The organism is Mycobacterium sp. RTGN4, assembly GCF_033804635.1.
Taxonomy (GTDB): domain Bacteria; phylum Actinomycetota; class Actinomycetes; order Mycobacteriales; family Mycobacteriaceae; genus Mycobacterium.
Map to the genome: position 1 here is coordinate 112,382 of NZ_JAPZLB010000003.1, position 19,194 is coordinate 131,575.

Genomic DNA, 19,194 nt, shown 5'->3' on the forward strand with positions numbered 1-19,194 from the left:
TTCCGGCCCCTGCCGATGCCTGACGTGGATCGAGACGTAATCCATTCACGAGGAGGCATGCATGGCCAAGGCTGATAAAGCCACTGCGGTCGCTGACATCGCCGAACAGTTCAAGGAGGCGACGGCCACCGTCGTCACCGAGTACCGCGGGCTGACGGTGGCCAACCTGGCCGAGCTTCGACGCTCGCTCAGCGGCTCCGCCACCTATTCCGTCGCCAAGAACACCTTGGTGAAGCGGGCGGCCAGCGAGGCCGGTATCGAAGGCCTCGACGAACTGTTCGCCGGACCCACGGCGATCGCATTCATCAAGGGCGAGCCCGTTGACGCCGCCAAGGCGATCAAGACCTTCGCCAAGGATCACAAGGCGCTCGTCATCAAGGGCGGCTACATGGACGGCAAAGCGCTGTCCGTGGAAGAAGTCAATCGCATCGCGGACCTCGAGTCCCGCGAGGTGCTGTTGGCCAAGTTGGCAGGCGCCATGAAGGCGAAGACCAGCCAGGCCGCCGCCCTGTTCGCTGCTCCGGCATCGCAGGTCGCTCGCCTGGTCTTCGCGCTGCAGGAGAAGAGGGAGGCCGCCGAAGGCGCTCCCGAGCCTGTTGCGGAGGCACCCGCTGAGGCAGCAGTAGAAGTAGAAGCACCGCAAGACGCTCCGGCAGCAGCCGAGTAACCACCCGATAACCCGTACACAAACAGTCAGTAAGTAAGGAAGGACCATCATGGCCAAGCTCAGCACCGACGAACTGCTCGACGCGTTCAAGGAACTGACCCTGCTGGAGCTCTCTGAGTTCGTTAAGGCGTTCGAGGAGACCTTCGACGTCACCGCGGCCGCACCGGTCGCCGTTGCCGCCGCCGGTGGCGCAGCCGCCCCGGCCGAGGCTGCCGAGGAGCAGTCCGAGTTCGACGTCGTCCTCGAGGCCGCCGGCGAGAAGAAGATCGGCGTCATCAAGGTCGTCCGTGAGATCGTCTCCGGCCTGGGTCTCAAGGAGGCCAAGGATCTGGTTGACGGCGCTCCCAAGCCCGTCCTCGAGAAGGTCAACAAGGACGCCGCCGACGCCGCCAAGGCCAAGCTCGAAGAGGCCGGCGCGACGGTCACCGTCAAGTAGTTGCCACGTAAGAAGCCCCCGGGATAACCCCGGGGGCTTCTTCGTGTCTAGGGCCAGTCAGAGGCGCGCTACGAGCGGTCCGGCTGCCGCAGCCGGGCCCGATTGGAGCAAATTTCGGCGTGTTCCTGGGCCGATGTCACGGAACGACACAAAGTCAGTAGTGCCATGGCGCGTGCGCTACAGTGACTCAAGCCACAGGCCGCAGCAGCGCGGCGGGGATGAATTCTGGGCGGAAGGATTGCGCGTGGGTATCGGCATTCAGGTTGAGGGACTGACGAAGTCCTTCGGGTCCCAGCGAATTTGGCAGGACGTCACCTTCGACCTCCCGGCCGGTGAGGTCAGCGTGATGCTCGGCCCGTCCGGTACGGGAAAGTCGGTGTTCCTCAAGTCGCTGATCGGACTCCTACGTCCCGAGCGCGGCAAGATCATCGTCGATGGCACCAACATCATCGAGTGCTCGGCCAAGGAGCTCTACGAGATCCGCACGCTGTTCGGCGTGATGTTCCAGGACGGCGCGCTGTTCGGCTCCATGTCGCTGTATGACAACACGGCGTTCCCGCTTCGTGAGCACACGAAGAAGAAGGAATCCGAGATCCGTCAGATCGTGATGGAGAAGCTCGACCTGGTCGGTCTGACCGGTGATGAGACGAAGTTCCCCGGGGAGATCTCCGGTGGTATGCGCAAGCGCGCCGGGCTGGCCCGCTCGCTGGTGTTGGACCCGCAGATCATCCTGTGCGACGAGCCGGACTCCGGTCTGGATCCGGTCCGTACCGCGTACTTGTCCCAGTTGTTGATCGACATCAACGCGCAGATCGACTGCACCATTCTGATCGTCACGCACAACATCAACATCGCCCGCACGGTGCCCGACAACATGGGCATGTTGTTCCGCAAGCATCTGGTGATGTTCGGTCCGCGCGAAGTGCTGCTGACTTCTGATGAGCCGGTGGTCAAGCAGTTCCTCAACGGTCGCCGCATCGGCCCGATCGGCATGTCCGAGGAGAAGGACGAGTCGCAGATGGCCGAGGAGCAGGCGCTCATCGACGCCGGTCACCACGATGGTGGTACCGAGGAGATCGAGGGCGTGCCGCCTCAGATCATGGCCACTCCCGGTATGCCGGTACGTCAGGCCGTGGCTCGTCGTCAGGCTCGGGTGCGCGAGATCATGCACACCCTGCCGCCCGCCGCGCAGGAAGCCATCCGCGACGACCTCGACGGCACCCACAAGTACGTCGCCCACGACCTCCCCGAGGACACCGCCATAGCGCGGCATCGTTCGATCGGAGACGAAGCACCGACCGCGACCATCCCCGTACAGCGCGAGGGCTAGCAGTCGGGTTTCCCGACCGTGACCGACGCTGAGCGGTCAGTGGTGCGGACGCGCGTCGAGGCGCTGTTGACCAGGCCGGCGACGGTGATCGATGGCTACCTCGACGTGCTGGGGCGCGATCGCGTCCCGCAGACGACCGCTCAACGCGTCATGGGTTCGACGCTGTTGCCACGCATCTACGAACGCTTGTGGCGGCCCGTGCTGTTCTTCGGGTTCACCATGCGCAACACCGCCGACGAGGACGCGCAGAAGCTACAGCTGCTGAAGATCGGGCCCGGCGACGTCGTGCTGGACGTGGCGTGCGGCCCCGGCAACACCACCCGCACGCTGGTCGGCGAGGTTGGTGCCGACGGTTTGGTGATCGGTGTCGACAGTTCGGCGACGATGCTCGCTCAGGCCGTGCGAGAGACGTGCGCCACCGACCCCGTCGGTTACGTGCGGGGCGATGCCGCCGACTTGCCATTCGAGGCCGCCACCTTCGACGCGGTCAGCTGTTACGGCGCCCTGTACCTGATGGACGAACCGTTCGACTCGCTGCGTGAGCTGATCCGTGTGCTCAAACCAGGCGGTCGCATCGCTGTGCTCACGACGTGCGCGCGGGGCCCCGCTCCCGTCCGTCGGCTGGGCGCGGTCGCCTCCCAGCGGGCTCCACTGAGAGTCTTCGACGTCGACGAGATCACCGACGTGTTCCGCGGCGCCGGGCTGGTGGACGTCAAGCGCCGGGTCACGGCGGCCTCGCAGACCGTCAGCGGTCGACGCCAGACGTGAATTGAGTTCGGCGGCAAGAGTTTTCGCTTGAGGGAGGCGGGAGGCGGCGCCCATGGACATCGGTGGCTTCGCGTCGTGCGACGTGTGCACGGAGTACCTCTGGATCCCTGGCGACAGCCAAGGGTTGTGCGTGGAATGCCATGAGCGTGTGAGCGCTGCCCGGCCTGATCCGCCGCCCGTCGAGCCGTCCGAGCCCCAGCGCCCGGCGGCGACGCACCAGAAGCCCAAACAACACCAGAAGCCCGGCCGGGCCGCCGAGCACGTCCGCAAGAAGGTGGAGCGGAAGTACGAGAAGGGCAAGTTGGGTGCCAAACCAAAACGGGCCGCGCTGGAAGGGCTGGCTCGGGCGCTGTGGGACGAGCTCCCACCGATGGGTCAGGACCGGCTCGCGGACGACCTCCGCGCGCTCGGTTTCCACCCGACCGAGCCCTTCGAAGCGATGGTGGACTTCTGCGAAGTGACGGTGCTGAAGAGGCGGAATGCGCTCAAGAAGGAGAAGAAGGCCGCGGCCAAGCCGACGCGGTAGCGGCGTGCGGGCCGTCCGCCGCGGGCTGACCGGGCGTGGAGGGTGCTGGCCGGCAGGCCTGGCTCCGCGCCGGTCGACGGCCAGTAGCGACACCAGGCCAACGCTTGCAGGGGAAAACTTCACCGCAAAACACGGCGTTATCTCTTGACGGACGGGCTCAAACGGGTCAACCTATTGGGCAGCATGTATGTACGGGTTCACAGGACGCCAGCCAGCGCCGAGTTGACCCAGCATGCGGTAGTTGAGGAATGCGCCGTCCTGCGCTAGTGTTGGACGTTGCGCTGGCTGCATCCTGCCCTCCTCACCCGCATTCGACACCGTAGTCCTAGCCTGAGTTCGCTCAGTGACCTAGTCGTGTGCCGTTCGTCATGGGGTTCGGACTTGAGAACGCCAGCCGAACCGACGCAATTTCGCGACGTGGGGACCGGTGTGAACCGGCACCCGATGATCGCATTAGGTGCTGGAAGGATGCATCTTGGCCGCCTCTCGCCAGAGCAAAGCAGTAAACACCCTCAACCCCGTTCCAGGAGCACCCAACCGAGTTTCGTTCGCAAAGCTGCGCGAGCCGCTCGAGGTCCCAGGTCTGCTGGACGTACAGACAGACTCGTTCGAATGGCTCATCGGCGCCGAGCGTTGGCGTGAGCGGGCGCTCGATCGCGGCGACGTCGAACCGGTTGGCGGTCTCGAAGAGGTGCTCACCGAGCTCTCCCCGATCGAGGACTTCGCGGGCACGTTGTCGCTGTCGTTCTCCGATCCGCGCTTCGACGAGGTCAAGGCCCCTGTCGACGAGTGCAAAGACAAGGACATGACGTACGCGGCCCCGCTGTTCGTCACGGCCGAGTTCATCAACAACACCACCGGCGAGATCAAGAGCCAGACGGTCTTCATGGGTGACTTCCCGATGATGACCGAAAAGGGCACCTTCATCATCAACGGCACCGAGCGCGTCGTCGTGTCACAGCTCGTCCGTTCGCCCGGTGTGTACTTCGACGAGGCCATCGACAAGTCCACCGAGAAGGTGCTGCACAGCGTCAAGGTCATCCCCGGCCGCGGTGCGTGGCTGGAGTTCGACGTCGACAAGCGCGACACCGTCGGTGTGCGCATCGACCGCAAGCGCCGCCAGCCCGTCACGGTGCTGCTTAAGGCGCTCGGCTGGACCAACGAGCAGATCGTGGAGCGGTTCGGCTTCTCCGAGATCATGATGAGCACGCTCGAGAAGGACAACACCGCAGGCACCGATGAGGCCCTGCTGGACATCTACCGGAAGCTGCGACCGGGCGAGCCCCCCACCAAGGAGTCCGCGCAGACCCTGCTGGAGAACCTGTTCTTCAAGGAGAAGCGCTACGACCTGGCTCGCGTGGGCCGCTACAAGGTCAACAAGAAGCTCGGCCTCAACGTCGGCCAGCCGATCACCAGGTCGACGCTGACCGAAGAGGACATCGTCGCCACCATCGAGTACCTGGTGCGGCTGCATGACGGCCACAAGTTGATGACCGCTCCCGGTGGCTCCGAGGTGCCCGTCGAGGTCGACGACATCGACCACTTCGGCAACCGTCGCCTGCGTACCGTCGGCGAGCTGATCCAGAACCAGATCCGGGTCGGCCTGTCGCGCATGGAGCGTGTTGTGCGCGAGCGCATGACCACTCAGGACGTCGAGGCGATCACGCCGCAGACCCTGATCAACATCCGTCCCGTCGTGGCGGCGATCAAGGAATTCTTCGGCACGTCGCAGCTGTCGCAGTTCATGGACCAGAACAACCCGCTTTCGGGGCTCACCCACAAGCGTCGCCTTTCGGCGCTTGGCCCCGGCGGTCTGTCCCGTGAGCGCGCCGGCCTCGAGGTCCGCGACGTGCACCCCAGCCACTACGGCCGCATGTGCCCGATCGAGACGCCGGAAGGCCCGAACATCGGCCTCATCGGCTCGCTGTCGGTGTACGCCAGGGTCAACCCGTTCGGCTTCATCGAGACGCCGTACCGCAAGGTGGTCAAGGGTGTCGTCACCGACGAGATCAACTACCTGACCGCCGACGAGGAGGACCGCCACGTCGTGGCGCAGGCCAACTCGCCGACCGACGACACGGGCAAGTTCACCGAGGCGAAGGTCCTGGTCCGTCGTAAGGGCGACAAGGGCGACGAGGTCGAGTACGTCGAGTCCACCGAGGTCGACTTCATGGACGTCTCGCCGCGCCAGATGGTGTCGGTCGCGACGGCGATGATCCCGTTCCTCGAGCACGACGACGCCAACCGCGCCTTGATGGGTGCCAACATGCAGCGCCAGGCGGTTCCGCTGGTCCGCAGTGAGGCCCCGCTGGTCGGTACCGGCATGGAATTGCGTGCCGCGATCGACGCCGGTGACGTCGTCGTCGCCGAGAAGACGGGCGTCATCGAGGAGGTCTCGGCTGACTACGTCACCGTGATGGCCGACGACGGCACCCGGCACACCTACCGGATGCGCAAGTTCGCCCGCTCCAACCACGGCACGTGCGCCAACCAGCGCCCGATCGTGGATGCGGGCCAACGTGTCGAGGCCGGCCAGGTGCTGGCTGATGGACCGTGCACCGAGAACGGTGAGATGGCCCTCGGCAAGAACCTGCTCGTGGCGATCATGCCGTGGGAAGGCCACAACTACGAGGACGCCATCATCCTCTCGCAGCGCCTGGTTGAGGAGGACGTGCTGACGTCCATCCACATCGAGGAGCACGAGATCGATGCCCGCGACACCAAGCTGGGCGCCGAGGAGATCACCCGGGACATCCCGAACGTCTCCGACGAGGTGCTGGCTGATCTCGACGAGCGCGGCATCATCCGCATCGGCGCCGAGGTCCGCGACGGCGACATCCTGGTCGGCAAGGTCACGCCGAAGGGCGAGACCGAGCTCACTCCCGAAGAGCGCCTGCTGCGCGCCATCTTCGGCGAGAAGGCCCGCGAGGTCCGCGATACCTCACTGAAGGTGCCGCACGGCGAGTCCGGCAAGGTCATCGGCATCCGGGTGTTCTCCCGCGAGGACGACGACGAGCTGCCTGCCGGCGTCAACGAGTTGGTCCGCGTGTACGTGGCCCAGAAGCGCAAGATCTCCGACGGCGACAAGCTCGCCGGACGCCACGGCAACAAGGGCGTCATCGGCAAGATCCTGCCCGTCGAGGACATGCCGTTCCTTCCGGACGGCACTGCGGTCGACATCATCCTGAACACGCACGGTGTGCCGCGACGGATGAACATCGGCCAGATCCTCGAGACGCACCTCGGCTGGGTTGCCAAGGCCGGCTGGAACATCGACGTGGTGGGTGGTACGCCCGACTGGGCCGCCAACCTTCCCGAGGGCTTGCTGTCGGCAGAACCCAACAGCATCGTCTCGACGCCGGTGTTCGACGGTGCCCGCGAGAATGAGCTGCAGGGCCTGCTCGGGTCGACGCTGCCCAACCGCGATGGCGACGTGATCGTCAACGCCGACGGCAAGGCCGTGCTCTACGACGGCCGCAGCGGCGAGCCGTTCCCGTACCCGGTCACGGTCGGCTACATGTACATCCTGAAGCTGCACCACTTGGTGGACGACAAGATCCACGCCCGTTCCACCGGTCCGTACTCGATGATCACCCAGCAGCCGCTGGGCGGTAAGGCGCAGTTCGGTGGACAGCGTTTCGGCGAGATGGAGTGCTGGGCCATGCAGGCCTACGGCGCCGCCTACACGCTGCAGGAACTCTTGACCATCAAGTCCGACGACACGGTCGGTCGGGTCAAGGTGTACGAGGCCATCGTCAAGGGCGAGAACATCCCCGAACCCGGTATTCCGGAGTCGTTCAAGGTGTTGCTCAAGGAACTTCAGTCGCTGTGCCTCAACGTCGAGGTGCTGTCGTCTGAGGGTCAGCGGATCGAAATGCGCGACAGTGACGACGAGGATCTCGAACGTGCTGCCGCCAACCTGGGGATCAACTTGTCCCGCAACGAGTCTCCCTCGGTTGAGGACCTCGCCTGATTCACGGCTCCGCCGTGGGCTTAATTATTAGTTTCGAAAACCCGCAAGGGGAAAGGGAGTTACGTGCTCGACGTCAACTTCTTCGATGAACTCCGTATTGGCCTCGCCACCGCGGACGACATTCGTACCTGGTCCTTCGGCGAAGTCAAGAAGCCGGAGACCATCAACTACCGCACGCTGAAGCCTGAGAAGGACGGCCTGTTCTGCGAGAAGATCTTCGGACCGACTCGCGACTGGGAGTGCTACTGCGGCAAGTACAAGCGCGTGCGCTTCAAGGGCATCGTCTGTGAGCGCTGCGGCGTCGAGGTCACTCGCGCCAAGGTGCGTCGTGAGCGGATGGGCCACATCGAACTGGCCGCACCCGTCACGCACATCTGGTACTTCAAGGGCGTGCCGTCCCGGTTGGGCTACCTGCTCGACCTGGCGCCGAAGGATCTCGAAAAGATCATCTACTTCGCGGCCTACGTGATCGTCGGTGTCGACACCGAGATGCGCCACAACGAGCTTTCCACGCTCGAGGCCGAGATGGTCGTCGAGAAGAAGGCCGTCGAGGACCAGCGCGACCACGACCTCGCCGAGCGTAGCCAGAAGCTCGAGAACGACCTGGCCGAGCTCGAGAAGGAAGGCGCCAAGTCCGACGTGCGCCGCAAGGTGCGCGACGGCGGCGAGCGCGAGATGCGCCAGCTGCGTGACCGCACCCAGCGCGAGCTCGATCGACTCGACGAGATCTGGACGACGTTCACCAAGCTCGCTCCCAAGCAGCTGATCGTCGACGAGCTGCTCTACCGCGAGATGGTCGATCGCTACGGCGAGTACTTCGAGGGCGCCATGGGCGCCGAGTCGATCAAGAAGCTCATCGAGACCTTCGACATCGACGCCGAGGCCGAGTCGCTGCGCGACACCATCAAGAACGGCAAGGGCCAGAAGAAGCTTCGTGCCCTCAAGCGCTTGAAGGTCGTCGCGGCGTTCCAGATGAACTCCAACTCGCCCATGGGCATGGTGCTCGACGCCGTTCCGGTGATCCCGCCGGAACTGCGCCCGATGGTGCAGCTCGACGGTGGCCGCTTTGCGACCTCCGACCTGAACGACCTGTACCGCCGCGTCATCAACCGCAACAACCGGCTCAAGCGACTGATCGACCTCGGCGCGCCCGAGATCATCGTCAACAACGAGAAGCGCATGCTTCAGGAGTCGGTGGACGCGCTGTTCGACAACGGCCGTCGCGGCCGTCCGGTTACCGGACCGGGCAACCGTCCGCTGAAGTCGCTGTCCGATCTGCTGAAGGGCAAGCAGGGCCGGTTCCGTCAGAACCTGCTCGGCAAGCGCGTGGATTACTCGGGCCGTTCGGTCATCGTGGTCGGGCCGCAGCTCAAGCTGCACCAGTGCGGGCTGCCCAAGCTGATGGCGCTGGAGCTGTTCAAGCCGTTCGTGATGAAGCGACTCGTCGACCTCAACCACGCGCAGAACATCAAGAGTGCCAAGCGCATGGTCGAGCGTCAGCGCCCGCAGGTGTGGGACGTCCTCGAAGAGGTCATCTCCGAGCACCCCGTGCTGCTGAACCGTGCACCAACCCTGCACCGGTTGGGCATCCAGGCCTTCGAGCCGCAACTGGTCGAAGGCAAGGCCATCCAGCTTCACCCGCTGGTCTGCGAGGCGTTCAACGCTGACTTCGACGGCGACCAGATGGCCGTGCACCTTCCGCTGTCCGCGGAGGCGCAGGCCGAGGCCCGCATCCTGATGCTGTCCTCGAACAACATCCTGTCGCCCGCATCGGGTCGTCCGCTGGCCATGCCCCGTCTGGACATGGTGACCGGGCTGTACTTCCTGACTACCGAGATCCCCGGCGACATCGGCGAATACGTGCCTGCCGCCAAGGATCAGCCGGAGTTCGGCGTGTACAGCTCGCCGTCGGAGGCGCAGATGGCGGTCGATCGTGGCTCGCTGTCGGTTCGGTCCAAGATCAAGGTTCGGTTGACGCAGCAGCGCCCGCCGGCCGACGTTGAGGCCGAGTTGTTCGGCGACACCGGCTGGAAGCCCGGTGACGCCTGGACCGCGGAGACCACTCTGGGACGCGTGCTCTTCAACGAGCTGCTGCCCAAGGGCTACGCCTTCGTCAACAAGCAGATGCACAAGAAGGTGCAGGCGTCGATCATCAACGATCTCGCCGAGCGCTACCCGATGATCGTCGTGGCGCAGACCGTCGACAAGCTCAAGGACAGCGGTTTCCACTGGGCCACGCGTTCGGGTGTCACCGTGTCGATGGCCGACGTGCTGGTGCCGCCGAACAAGGCGGAGATCCTCGACGGTTACGAGGAGAAGGCCGACGTCATCGAGAAGAAGTACCAGCGTGGTGGGTTGACTCGCGAAGAGCGCACCGACGCGTTGGTGACTATCTGGAAGGACGCCACCGAAGAGGTCGGTAACGCGCTGCGTGAGCACTACCCGTCGGACAACCCGATCATCACCCTGATCGACTCGGGCGCGACCGGTACGTTCAACCAGACGCGAACGCTGGCTGGCATGAAGGGCCTGGTGACGAACCCGAAGGGTGAGTTCATCCCGCGGCCCATCAAGTCCTCGTTCCGTGAGGGCCTGACGGTGTTGGAGTACTTCATCAACACCCACGGTGCACGAAAGGGCTTGGCCGACACGGCACTTCGTACCGCTGACTCGGGTTACCTGACCCGCCGTCTGGTGGACGTGTCCCAGGATGTCATCGTCCGCGAGCACGACTGCGAGACAGAGCGTGGCGTCATCGTCACGCTGGCCGAGCTTGCCGACAACGGTTCGTTGGTGCGCGATGCGCACATCGAGACCGCGGCCTACGCGCGGACGCTGGCCAGTGACGCGGTCGATGCCAAGGGCAAGGTCATCGTCGAGCGCGGACACGACATCGGCGACCCCGCCATCGATGCCCTGCTCGCAGCGGGCATCAGCGAGGTCAAGGTTCGTTCGGTGCTGACCTGCACGACGGGCACCGGCGTGTGCGCCATGTGCTACGGCCGTTCGATGGCGACGGGCAAGCTCGTCGACATCGGCGAGGCCGTCGGCATCGTCGCCGCGCAGTCCATCGGCGAGCCCGGCACGCAGCTGACCATGCGTACGTTCAAGCAGGAAGGTGGCGTCGGCGAGGACATCACCGGTGGTCTGCCCCGCGTGCAGGAGCTGTTCGAGGCCCGCGTGCCCCGCAACACGGCGCCCATCGCGGACGTCACGGGTCGGGTGCGCCTCGAAGAGGGCGAGCGCTTCTACAAGATCACCATCGTTCCCGACGATGGTGGCGAGGAAGTCGTCTACGACAAGCTCTCGAAGCGTCAGCGCCGCAAGGTGTTCAAGCACGAGGACGGCTCCGAGCGCCTGCTGTCGGACGGTGACCACGTGGTCGTCGGCCAGCAGCTCATGGAAGGCTCGGCCAACCCGCACGAGGTGCTGCGCGTCCAGGGTCCCCGCGAGGTGCAGATCCACCTCGTCAAGGAGGTCCAGGAGGTCTACCGCGCCCAGGGTGTGTCGATCCACGACAAGCACATCGAGGTGATCGTCCGGCAGATGCTGCGTCGCGTCACCGTGATCGATTCGGGCGCAACGGAGTTCCTGCCCGGCTCGCTCACCGAGCGTGCGGAGTTCGAGGCCGAGAACCGTCGCGTCGTCGCCGAGGGTGGCGAACCCGCGGCCGGACGTCCGGTGCTCATGGGCATCACGAAGGCGTCGCTGGCCACGGATTCGTGGTTGTCGGCAGCGTCGTTCCAGGAGACCACGCGAGTCTTGACCGATGCGGCCATCAACTGCCGCAGCGACAAGCTCAACGGTCTGAAGGAAAACGTCATCATCGGCAAGCTCATCCCGGCCGGTACGGGTATCGCCCGCTACCGGGACATCCAGGTGCAGCCCACCGAGGAGGCCCGCGCCGCGGCGTACACGATCCCGTCCTACGAGGATCAGTACTACAGCCCCGACTTCGGTCAGAGCTCCGGTCAGGCCGTGCCGTTGGACGATTACGGGTTCAGCGACTACCGGTAGTAAGTCACGAAGAAGCCCCAGGACTCCGTCCTGGGGCTTTTTCGCGCGCCCTTGGCTGCTCCTCCTGCCCAGCAGACGCAAGTGTGCGCGACACGCCGTACGCGCTGGCACACTTGCGACTGCTCGCGGATGGAGTGGACCCGTCGTAGGGCCGACCTAAACTGGGTCCGTGCTCATTGGTTCGCATGTCGACCCGCTCGACCCACTCGCCGCCGCCCAGACCAACAATGCCGACGTCGTTCAGTTCTTCCTCGGGGATCCGCAGAGTTGGAAGAAGCCCAAGCCGCGTGAAGACACGGACGTGCTGCGCGCCTCGTCAGTCCCGCGCTACGTACATGCGCCGTACCTGATCAACGTCGCGTCGGCCAACAATCGGGTGCGCATCCCGTCGCGCAAGATTCTGCAGGACACCTGCGACGCGGCCACCGAAGTCGGCGCCACGGCGGTCATCGTGCACGGCGGCCACGCCGACGACAAGGACCTCGACGCCGGGTTCGAGCGATGGGTCAAGGCGCTCGACAGCTTGAAGACCGACATGCCGGTGTACCTCGAGAACACCGCGGGCGGCGACCATGCCATGGCCCGCCACTTCGACACGATCGCCCGGCTATGGGACCACATCGGCGACAAGGGCATCGGGTTCTGCCTGGACACCTGCCACGCCTGGGCCGCGGGGGAGGCGTTGATCGACGCCGTCGAGCGCATCAAGGCCATCACCGGCCGCATCGACCTGGTGCACTGCAACGACTCCCGGGACGCTGCGGGCTCGGGGGCCGACCGCCACGCGAACTTCGGTACCGGCCAAATCGATCCACAGCTGCTGGTCGCCGTCGTCAAGGCCGCCGACGCGCCGGTGATCTGCGAAACGTCGGAGGCAGGCCGCAAGGACGACATCGCCTTTCTCAGGGAGCACCTCGGCTAGGTGATTTCGGCAAACGGCAATCAAACAGCGGGTAACGCCTCGGTTAGTTAGGCTGAGGAACTGTGTCTGCAATTGACGAGGTGTCAATTGCACCGCTCGCTGATGCGGATGCCCCGGCGACACGCGATCGCTTGCTGAGGGCCGCACGGTGGCTGGCGATCACGGTGTGGGCCTGCGTCGTGGCCCATCGGACGGTCGTCGACGGCTTCGCATTCAACCGCGAGTTGCTGCTGCTCTACATCTGCACGGGGCTGGCGGCCGCAAGCATCGGCCAGGGCAAACGAGTGTTCTACGTGATCCGGGACTGGCTGCCGTTCGCGTTGGTGCTGATCGCCTACGACCTCAGCCGCGGGGCCGCCACGCTCGTCGGCAGGCCCACCCTGTGGCACTGGCAGGCGGACGCGGATCGCTGGCTGTTCTTCGGATCGATGCCGACGGTGTGGTTGCAGGAGCATTTGAAGTCTGCCCAACCGCCGTGGTGGGAAGTCGCCGTCAGCACCGTCTACATGTCGTTCTTCATCCTGCCTTACGTGGTGGCGGCGGTGCTTTGGCTACGCGACCGTGATGAGTGGAAGGCGTTCGTCCGCTTGTTCGTTGGACTGTCGTTCACCGGGCTGGTGATCTACGCGCTCCTTCCCGCGGCGCCGCCATGGGCCGCAGCCAGGTGTACGGCCGACGACGTCGCGGACGGCCCTTCGGGACCGCATTGCATGTTCGGCTCTGCGCGCGGCGTGCCCGACGGCGGTCTGCTCGGCGCCATGCAATCCAGCCAGGACGGCGCAAACGTGTGGGTCGAGCGCATCGTCGGGCGGGGTTGGCTCAAGCTGAAGCTCGACACGGCGACTGCGCTGCTCGATCAGGGGCAGGCGAGCGTGAATCTGGTGGCCGCGATTCCCTCCCTGCACGCGGCGTTGACCGCGGCCGTGTCCGCATTTCTCTGGACGCGGGTGCACCGCAAGTGGCGGCCGCTGCTCGTCGCGTACCCGCTCATCATGGCGTTCACCTTGGTGTACAGCGCGGAGCACTACGTCGTCGACATTCTGCTCGGCTGGGCGTTGGCGGCCGTCGTCGTGATGACGTTGCAGAGGTACGAAGCGCGGCGCCGATCACGCGCGGGTCAGGTAGACCTTCCGCAGAGTCTCGGTGACGGTCCAGATGGTCTTGGCGCCGTGCGCCAGCCGGACCACATCACCTGAGTCGAGTCGAAGTGTCGGGCTTCCGTCGGCGAATTCGACGGTGGCGCAACCCGACAGCACGACGAACACCTCTTCGGCCTCGACGTCGCTCATCACGCCCGGGCTCAGCTCCCACACCCCGACTTCCAGGCCTTCGAATTCGGTCAGTGCCATTGCCGCCGTGGTCGGCGCGCCGTCGACGGACTGCTCGGCAGGAACTGGCTGACGTTCGAGGTCGAGCGCCACGGCGTGCACGACGGAGTTCGGCTTCATCGGCCCAGTGTGGGGGATCGGCGTGCCAACCGTGTCACGACCCGTGTTACGGATCTTGTGCAGCTGTCGAAAAAGTGTAACAGTGGAGGCATGTCGGACACGCATGTCGTCACCAATCAGGTGCCCCCGCTCGAGAACTACAACCCAGCGACGTCACCCGTACTCGTCGAGGCGCTGATCCGCGAGGGCGGCGCCTGGGGCGTGGACGAGGTCGCCGAACTCGGAGCGCTTGGCGGCAGCGCCAAGGCGCAGCGCTGGGGTGAGCTGGCCGATCGCAACCAGCCCGTGCTCCACACCCACGACCGCTACGGCCACCGCGTCGACGAGGTCGAGTACGACCCGGCGTACCACGAACTCATGACGGTCGCCGTCGGCGCCGGCTTGCACGCGGCACCGTGGGCCGACGAGCGCGCCGGAGCGCACGTGGTCCGGGCGGCCAAGACGTCGGTGTGGACGCCGGAACCCGGTCACATCTGCCCGATCTCGATGACGTATGCCGTCGTGCCCGCGCTGCGCTTCAACCCCGAACTCGCCGCGGTGTACGAACCGCTGTTGACCAGCCGGACATACGATCCCGAACTCAAGGTGCCTGCGACCAAAGCCGGCCTCACCGCAGGCATGTCGATGACGGAAAAGCAGGGCGGCTCCGACGTCAGGGCCGGCTCGACGGAGGCCACCCCCAACGGTGATGGCACGTACTCGCTACGCGGGCACAAGTGGTTCACCTCGGCGCCGATGTGTGACGTCTTTCTGGTCCTGGCGCAGGCGCCCGGTGGACTCAGCTGCTTCTTCTTGCCACGCGTGCTGCCCGATGGCACCCGCAATCGAATGCTCCTGCAGCGCTTGAAGGAGAAACTCGGCAACCATGCCAACGCCTCGAGCGAGGTCGAGTATGACGGCGCCACCGCATGGCTGGTCGGCGAGGAGGGGCGCGGCGTCCCGACCATCATCGAGATGGTCAACCTCACCCGGCTGGATTGCACACTGGGTAGCGCCACCAGCATGCGCACCGGGCTGACGCGCGCCATTCATCATGCTCAGCATCGAAAAGCGTTCGGCGCCTACCTGATCGACCAACCGTTGATGCGCAACGTGCTCGCCGATCTCGCCATCGAAGCCGAGGCGGCGACCATGCTCGCGATGCGGATGGCCGGGGCCACCGACGCGGTGGTGCGCGGCGACGAACGCGAAGCGCTGCTCCGCCGCATCGGGCTGGCCGCAGGAAAGTACTGGGTGTGCAAACGCGCGACCCCGCACGCGGCCGAGGCCATGGAGTGTCTTGGCGGCAACGGATACGTCGAGGAATCCGGAATGCCGCGGCTGTACCGCGAGGCGCCGCTGATGGGCATATGGGAGGGGTCCGGCAACGTCAGCGCACTGGATACGTTGCGGGCCATAGCAACTCGACCCGAGTGCATCGACGTGCTCTTCGACGAGCTCGGCAAGACCACGGGCCACGACCCCCGGCTGGACGCGCACGTGAGCGCGCTTCGTCCTCAGCTCGATGACGTGGAGACCATTCAGTACCGCGCGCGTCAGATCGCCGAGGACATCTCGCTGGCGCTGCAGGGTTCGCTGTTGGTGCGGTTCGGGCATCCGGCCGTCGCCGAGGCCTTCCTGGCGAGCCGCTTGGGCGGACAGTGGGGCGGCGCGTTCGGCACGCTCCCCACCGGACTGGATCTGGGACCGATCATCGAGCGTGCTTTGGTGAAGGGGTGACCCACGCGATCAGGCCGGTCGACGTCGACAACCTGAAGACCATGACCTACGAGGTCACGGACCGGGTTGCGCGAATCACCTTCAACCGCCCCGAAAAGGGCAACGCGATCGTCGCCGACACCCCGTTGGAGCTCTCGGCACTCGTCGAACGCGCCGACCTCGACCCCAATGTCCACGTGATCCTGGTGTCCGGTCGAGGTGAGGGGTTCTGCGCGGGATTCGACCTGTCCGCCTACGCCGACCGGACGTCCTCGGCAGGTGGCACGGGGACCTACAAGGGCACGGTGCTCGACGGCAAGACCCAAGCCATCAACCACCTGCCCGATGCGCCGTGGGACCCGATGATCGATTACCAGATGATGAGTCGGTTCGTACGCGGGTTCTCCAGCCTGATGCACTGCGACAAACCCACCGTCGTCAAGATTCACGGCTACTGCGTGGCGGGCGGCACCGACATCGCACTGCACGCCGATCAGGTGATCGCCGCGTCGGACGCCAAGATCGGCTACCCGCCGATGCGGGTATGGGGCGTTCCGGCCGCGGGACTCTGGGCCCACCGGTTGGGCGATCAACGTGCCAAACGTCTTCTGTTCACCGGGGATTGCATCAGCGGAGCACAGGCGGCGGAGTGGGGGCTGGCCATCGAAGCGCCCGATCCGGCCGACCTCGACGAACGCACCGAGCACCTCGTCGGGCGCATCGCCGCGATGCCGGTCAACCAACTCATCATGGCCAAGCTGGCGCTCAACACCGCGCTGCTCAATCAGGGCGTCGCGACCAGTCGCATGGTGAGCACGGTGTTCGACGGCGTCGCGCGGCACACGCCGGAGGGCCACGCGTTCGTGGCGCAGGCTACCGAGCACGGCTTCCGCGAGGCGGTGCGCGGTCGCGACGACCCCTTCGGCGACGCGGGTCGCAAGACGTCCGGGGTGTAGCCGGTGGCCGTCGGCGGGGGAGTGCGGAGTGGTCGGGCGCTCGACAGGTTGACGGCCCGATCGGTCGTCCTGAGCGTGCTGCTCGGCGCGCACCCCGCGTGGGCATCCGCGAGTGAACTCGTCACGCTCACTGCCGATTTCGACATCCGAGAACCCACGCTGCGCGTTGCGTTGACGAGGATGGTCGGGGCGGGAGACCTGGTCCGGTCGGCCGACGGCTATCGGCTCTCCGATCGACTACTCGCCCGCCAGCGCCGCCAGGACGACGCGCTCGACCCGCGGTTGCGGGACTGGGACGGCACGTGGACGACGTTGGTCGTCACCAGCGTCGGCGTCGATGCGCGCAAGCGGGCAATGCTACGAACATCGCTGCAGGACAAGCGGTTCGGTGAGCTCCGAGAAGGTGTCTGGATGCGCCCGGCCAACCTTGACGCCGAGCTGGGGTTGGCCGCGGAGTTGGTGCGAGTGATGAGCGCCCGTGACGATGATCCGGCGGGCCTCGCCACCCGGCTGTGGGACCTGTCGGCGTGGGTGGACACTGGCCATCGGCTACTCGACGAGATGGCCGCGGCCAGCGACGTCCCGGGGCGCTTCGTCGCAGCCGCGGGCATCGTGCGTCACCTGCTGACCGACCCGGTGCTGCCCGACGAACTACTGCCGGACCGTTGGCTCGGCGTGGCACTGCGCCACGCTTATCACGATTTCGCCGCGGAACTGGTTGCGCGGCGCAACGACACCGAACTGATGGAGGCACAGTGACTACGAGCGGCGGCGTACGGGTCGAGCGCAACGGACCCGTCACCACGGTGATCATGGATCGTCCTGCGGCGCGCAATGCCGTCAACGGTCCTGCGGCTGCGGAGTTGTTCGCGGCCTTCGAGGAGTTCGACAAGGACGACTCGGCATCGGTGGCGGTGCTCTGGGGCGACAACGAAACCTTCTGCGCCGGAGCCGATCTCAAGGCTTTCGGGACGCCTGACATGAATCCCGCCCATCGCAGTGGCCCTGGCCCGATGGGGCCGACCCGGATGGTGTTGTCCAAACCCGTGATCGCCGCGGTCAGCGGATACGCCGTCGCAGGCGGGCTCGAGCTGGCGTTGTGGTGCGACATGCGCGTGGCCGAGCAAGACGCCGAGTTCGGTGTCTTCTGCCGACGCTGGGGCGTCCCGCTGATCGACGGCGGCACCGTGCGGCTGCCGCGGCTCATCGGCCACAGCCGCGCCATGGACCTGATCCTCACCGGCCGCAGCGTCGACGCCCAAGAGGCGCTGGCGATCGGACTCGCCAATCGCGTGGTGCCGAAGGGGCAGGCCCGCCAAGCCGCAGAGGCATTAGCCGCCGAACTCGCCGCGCTGCCGCAGCAGTGCATGCGGTCGGACCGGTTGTCGATGATGGGCCAGTGGGGAATGTCCGAAGCCGACGCCATCGACGCCGAGTTCGCTTCGCTGTCAAGGGTTGCCGCGGAATCCCTCGCGGGGGCGAAGCGGTTCGCCGACGGCGCGGGACGTCACGGAGCCACCGCGTGACGCCGGTTAGCTCTTCTTGATCGTGTTCCCAGATCCAAGGTCGTTCACCTTGGGGTCGCCGTTCTTGTAGGTGACGGTGTTGTTGAACCCGACCACGCTGATGTCCTTGCCGATGGTGTCCAGCGTCATCTTGTTGTCGGCGCCCCCGACGTTCACCGACGAACACGTACCGGTGATCGTCAACGTGTTGTTGGAACCGCCCACGTTCAACGACTTTCCGTCGCCGCAGTCGAGGTCGCTGGTGGTCCCGAACGACCCATAGTTGATGGTGTTGCCCACCTCGGCGGTGGCTTTCGCAGAATTGTTCTTGCCGTTCGAATTACAGCCGGTCGAGCCGAGCAGAAGCACGCTCACGCCGATGATTCCGAGCAGTCCAGCTCTTCCATGGGAGTACGCACGCATGGTTCCTCGCTTCGTCGGCGGTCCGGGGCGTCGCTTGCACCCAGACCGTCGTACTCAGACTACGCGGGGACCTGGTCGATGCGGTTGGTCATTCCGAGTTCACGGCCACGATCGTTGATCGAAGGTTCGCCGCTGTGGTACATCACCGTCTGGTCGGACCCGTACACGATGATGTTGTCGACGACGTTGTCGGCGATGATGATGTTCGAGGAGCCCTGAACCGTGACGGCCCAACAACTTCCTTTGGCCGTGATGTAGTTGCCCGTGCCCACCACGATGAGCGTGGACTCGTTGCAGTCCAGCGTCTGGATGATGCCCTGACCGGTGATGTGGGTGTCGCCGTTCTTGGCCTGGGCGGCAGGGACTCCAGCGGCCGCCACGCCGACTGCGAGCACGCACGTCGCCAGCGCTGCGCCCAACGTTCTCCAGCTCACGGTCGTCCCCTTCGCGCTTGATCGAGGGTCAGCCTACGTCGCTGGAAGACGCCAGTGGCATCGGTTGGTGGATCCGCCGTTGCAGGCCCGT

The 19,194-nt window shown here is 65.6% G+C and carries 16 protein-coding genes; 13 read left to right on the forward strand and 3 right to left on the reverse strand.

The genetic code is table 11. From position 1 onward, the window contains the following. The first annotated feature begins 61 nt into the window (after positions 1-61). From rplJ to SLQ30_RS07445, 9 genes are all read left to right on the forward strand, one after another. Entirely contained in the window at positions 62-667 is a 606-nt protein-coding gene (gene rplJ, locus SLQ30_RS07405; RefSeq protein ID WP_319445622.1) for a 50S ribosomal protein L10, read from the forward strand. Between the two features lie 49 nt (positions 668-716). Then, on the forward strand, positions 717-1,103 hold the full coding sequence (gene rplL, locus SLQ30_RS07410) for a 50S ribosomal protein L7/L12 (RefSeq protein WP_319445623.1): 387 nt from the start codon (positions 717-719) through the stop codon (positions 1,101-1,103). Between the two features lie 244 nt (positions 1,104-1,347). Beyond that, positions 1,348-2,433, forward strand: coding sequence for an ABC transporter ATP-binding protein (locus SLQ30_RS07415; protein WP_319445624.1), 1,086 nt, complete (start codon positions 1,348-1,350; stop codon positions 2,431-2,433). A gap of 18 nt (positions 2,434-2,451) precedes the next feature. Next, positions 2,452-3,201, forward strand: a complete 750-nt coding sequence (locus SLQ30_RS07420; protein ID WP_319445625.1) for a class I SAM-dependent methyltransferase — start codon at positions 2,452-2,454, stop codon at positions 3,199-3,201. Between the two features lie 52 nt (positions 3,202-3,253). Further along, complete coding sequence (locus SLQ30_RS07425) at positions 3,254-3,727, forward strand: hypothetical protein (RefSeq protein WP_319445626.1); 474 nt, start codon at positions 3,254-3,256, stop codon at positions 3,725-3,727. 475 nt (positions 3,728-4,202) lie between these two features. Further along, entirely contained in the window at positions 4,203-7,700 is a 3,498-nt protein-coding gene (locus SLQ30_RS07430; protein WP_413467954.1) for a DNA-directed RNA polymerase subunit beta, read from the forward strand. Positions 7,701-7,763: 63 nt separating this feature from the next. Further along, positions 7,764-11,717 carry a DNA-directed RNA polymerase subunit beta' gene (locus tag SLQ30_RS07435; RefSeq protein WP_319445628.1) on the forward strand — a complete coding sequence of 1,318 codons (3,954 nt, stop codon included), beginning with the start codon at positions 7,764-7,766 and terminating at the stop codon, positions 11,715-11,717. A gap of 169 nt (positions 11,718-11,886) precedes the next feature. Then, positions 11,887-12,639 carry a deoxyribonuclease IV gene (locus SLQ30_RS07440; RefSeq protein ID WP_319445629.1) on the forward strand — a complete coding sequence of 251 codons (753 nt, stop codon included), beginning with the start codon at positions 11,887-11,889 and terminating at the stop codon, positions 12,637-12,639. Positions 12,640-12,701: 62 nt separating this feature from the next. After that, positions 12,702-13,835 carry a phosphatase PAP2 family protein gene (locus tag SLQ30_RS07445; protein ID WP_319445630.1) on the forward strand — a complete coding sequence of 378 codons (1,134 nt, stop codon included), beginning with the start codon at positions 12,702-12,704 and terminating at the stop codon, positions 13,833-13,835. On the opposite strand, the gene SLQ30_RS07450 is transcribed toward SLQ30_RS07445, so the two are convergent. Continuing rightward, complete coding sequence (locus SLQ30_RS07450) at positions 13,746-14,087, reverse strand: cupin domain-containing protein (RefSeq protein WP_319445631.1); 342 nt, start codon at positions 14,085-14,087, stop codon at positions 13,746-13,748. The genes SLQ30_RS07445 and SLQ30_RS07450 overlap by 90 nt on opposite strands. 90 nt (positions 14,088-14,177) lie before the next feature. Here SLQ30_RS07450 and SLQ30_RS07455 point away from each other — a divergent pair, with 90 nt between their 5' ends. The 4 genes from SLQ30_RS07455 to SLQ30_RS07470 are packed head-to-tail and all read left to right on the forward strand — an operon-like array spanning position 14,178 to position 18,267. After that, positions 14,178-15,806, forward strand: coding sequence for an acyl-CoA dehydrogenase family protein (locus SLQ30_RS07455; protein ID WP_319445632.1), 1,629 nt, complete (start codon positions 14,178-14,180; stop codon positions 15,804-15,806). After that, on the forward strand, positions 15,803-16,741 hold the full coding sequence (locus SLQ30_RS07460; protein WP_319445633.1) for a crotonase/enoyl-CoA hydratase family protein: 939 nt from the start codon (positions 15,803-15,805) through the stop codon (positions 16,739-16,741). The genes SLQ30_RS07455 and SLQ30_RS07460 overlap by 4 nt, the downstream gene beginning before the upstream one ends. Positions 16,742-16,789: 48 nt before the next feature. After that, positions 16,790-17,500, forward strand: a complete 711-nt coding sequence (locus tag SLQ30_RS07465) for a PaaX family transcriptional regulator C-terminal domain-containing protein (protein WP_319446065.1) — start codon at positions 16,790-16,792, stop codon at positions 17,498-17,500. Continuing rightward, complete coding sequence (locus SLQ30_RS07470; RefSeq protein ID WP_319445634.1) at positions 17,497-18,267, forward strand: crotonase/enoyl-CoA hydratase family protein; 771 nt, start codon at positions 17,497-17,499, stop codon at positions 18,265-18,267. The genes SLQ30_RS07465 and SLQ30_RS07470 overlap by 4 nt, the downstream gene beginning before the upstream one ends. 6 nt (positions 18,268-18,273) lie before the next feature. Here SLQ30_RS07470 and SLQ30_RS07475 read toward each other — a convergent pair whose 3' ends face one another. Then, positions 18,274-18,669 carry a DUF3060 domain-containing protein gene (locus tag SLQ30_RS07475; protein ID WP_319445635.1) on the reverse strand — a complete coding sequence of 132 codons (396 nt, stop codon included), beginning with the start codon at positions 18,667-18,669 and terminating at the stop codon, positions 18,274-18,276. A gap of 59 nt (positions 18,670-18,728) precedes the next feature. Further along, complete coding sequence (locus tag SLQ30_RS07480; RefSeq protein WP_319445636.1) at positions 18,729-19,103, reverse strand: DUF3060 domain-containing protein; 375 nt, start codon at positions 19,101-19,103, stop codon at positions 18,729-18,731. Positions 19,104-19,194 lie beyond the last annotated feature (91 nt).

Bases quoted from the DNA above. Each gene is read 5' to 3' on its own strand.
- SLQ30_RS07455 (WP_319445632.1), top strand. From the start codon at position 14,178: ATGTCGGACACGCATGTCGTCACCAATCAGGTGCCCCCGCTCGAGAAC.
- SLQ30_RS07425 (WP_319445626.1), top strand. From the start codon at position 3,254: ATGGACATCGGTGGCTTCGCGTCGTGCGACGTGTGCACGGAGTACCTC.
- rplJ (WP_319445622.1), top strand. From the start codon at position 62: ATGGCCAAGGCTGATAAAGCCACTGCGGTCGCTGACATCGCCGAACAG.
- rplL (WP_319445623.1), top strand. From the start codon at position 717: ATGGCCAAGCTCAGCACCGACGAACTGCTCGACGCGTTCAAGGAACTG.
- SLQ30_RS07450 (WP_319445631.1), bottom strand. From the start codon at position 14,087: ATGAAGCCGAACTCCGTCGTGCACGCCGTGGCGCTCGACCTCGAACGT.
- SLQ30_RS07475 (WP_319445635.1), bottom strand. From the start codon at position 18,669: ATGCGTGCGTACTCCCATGGAAGAGCTGGACTGCTCGGAATCATCGGC.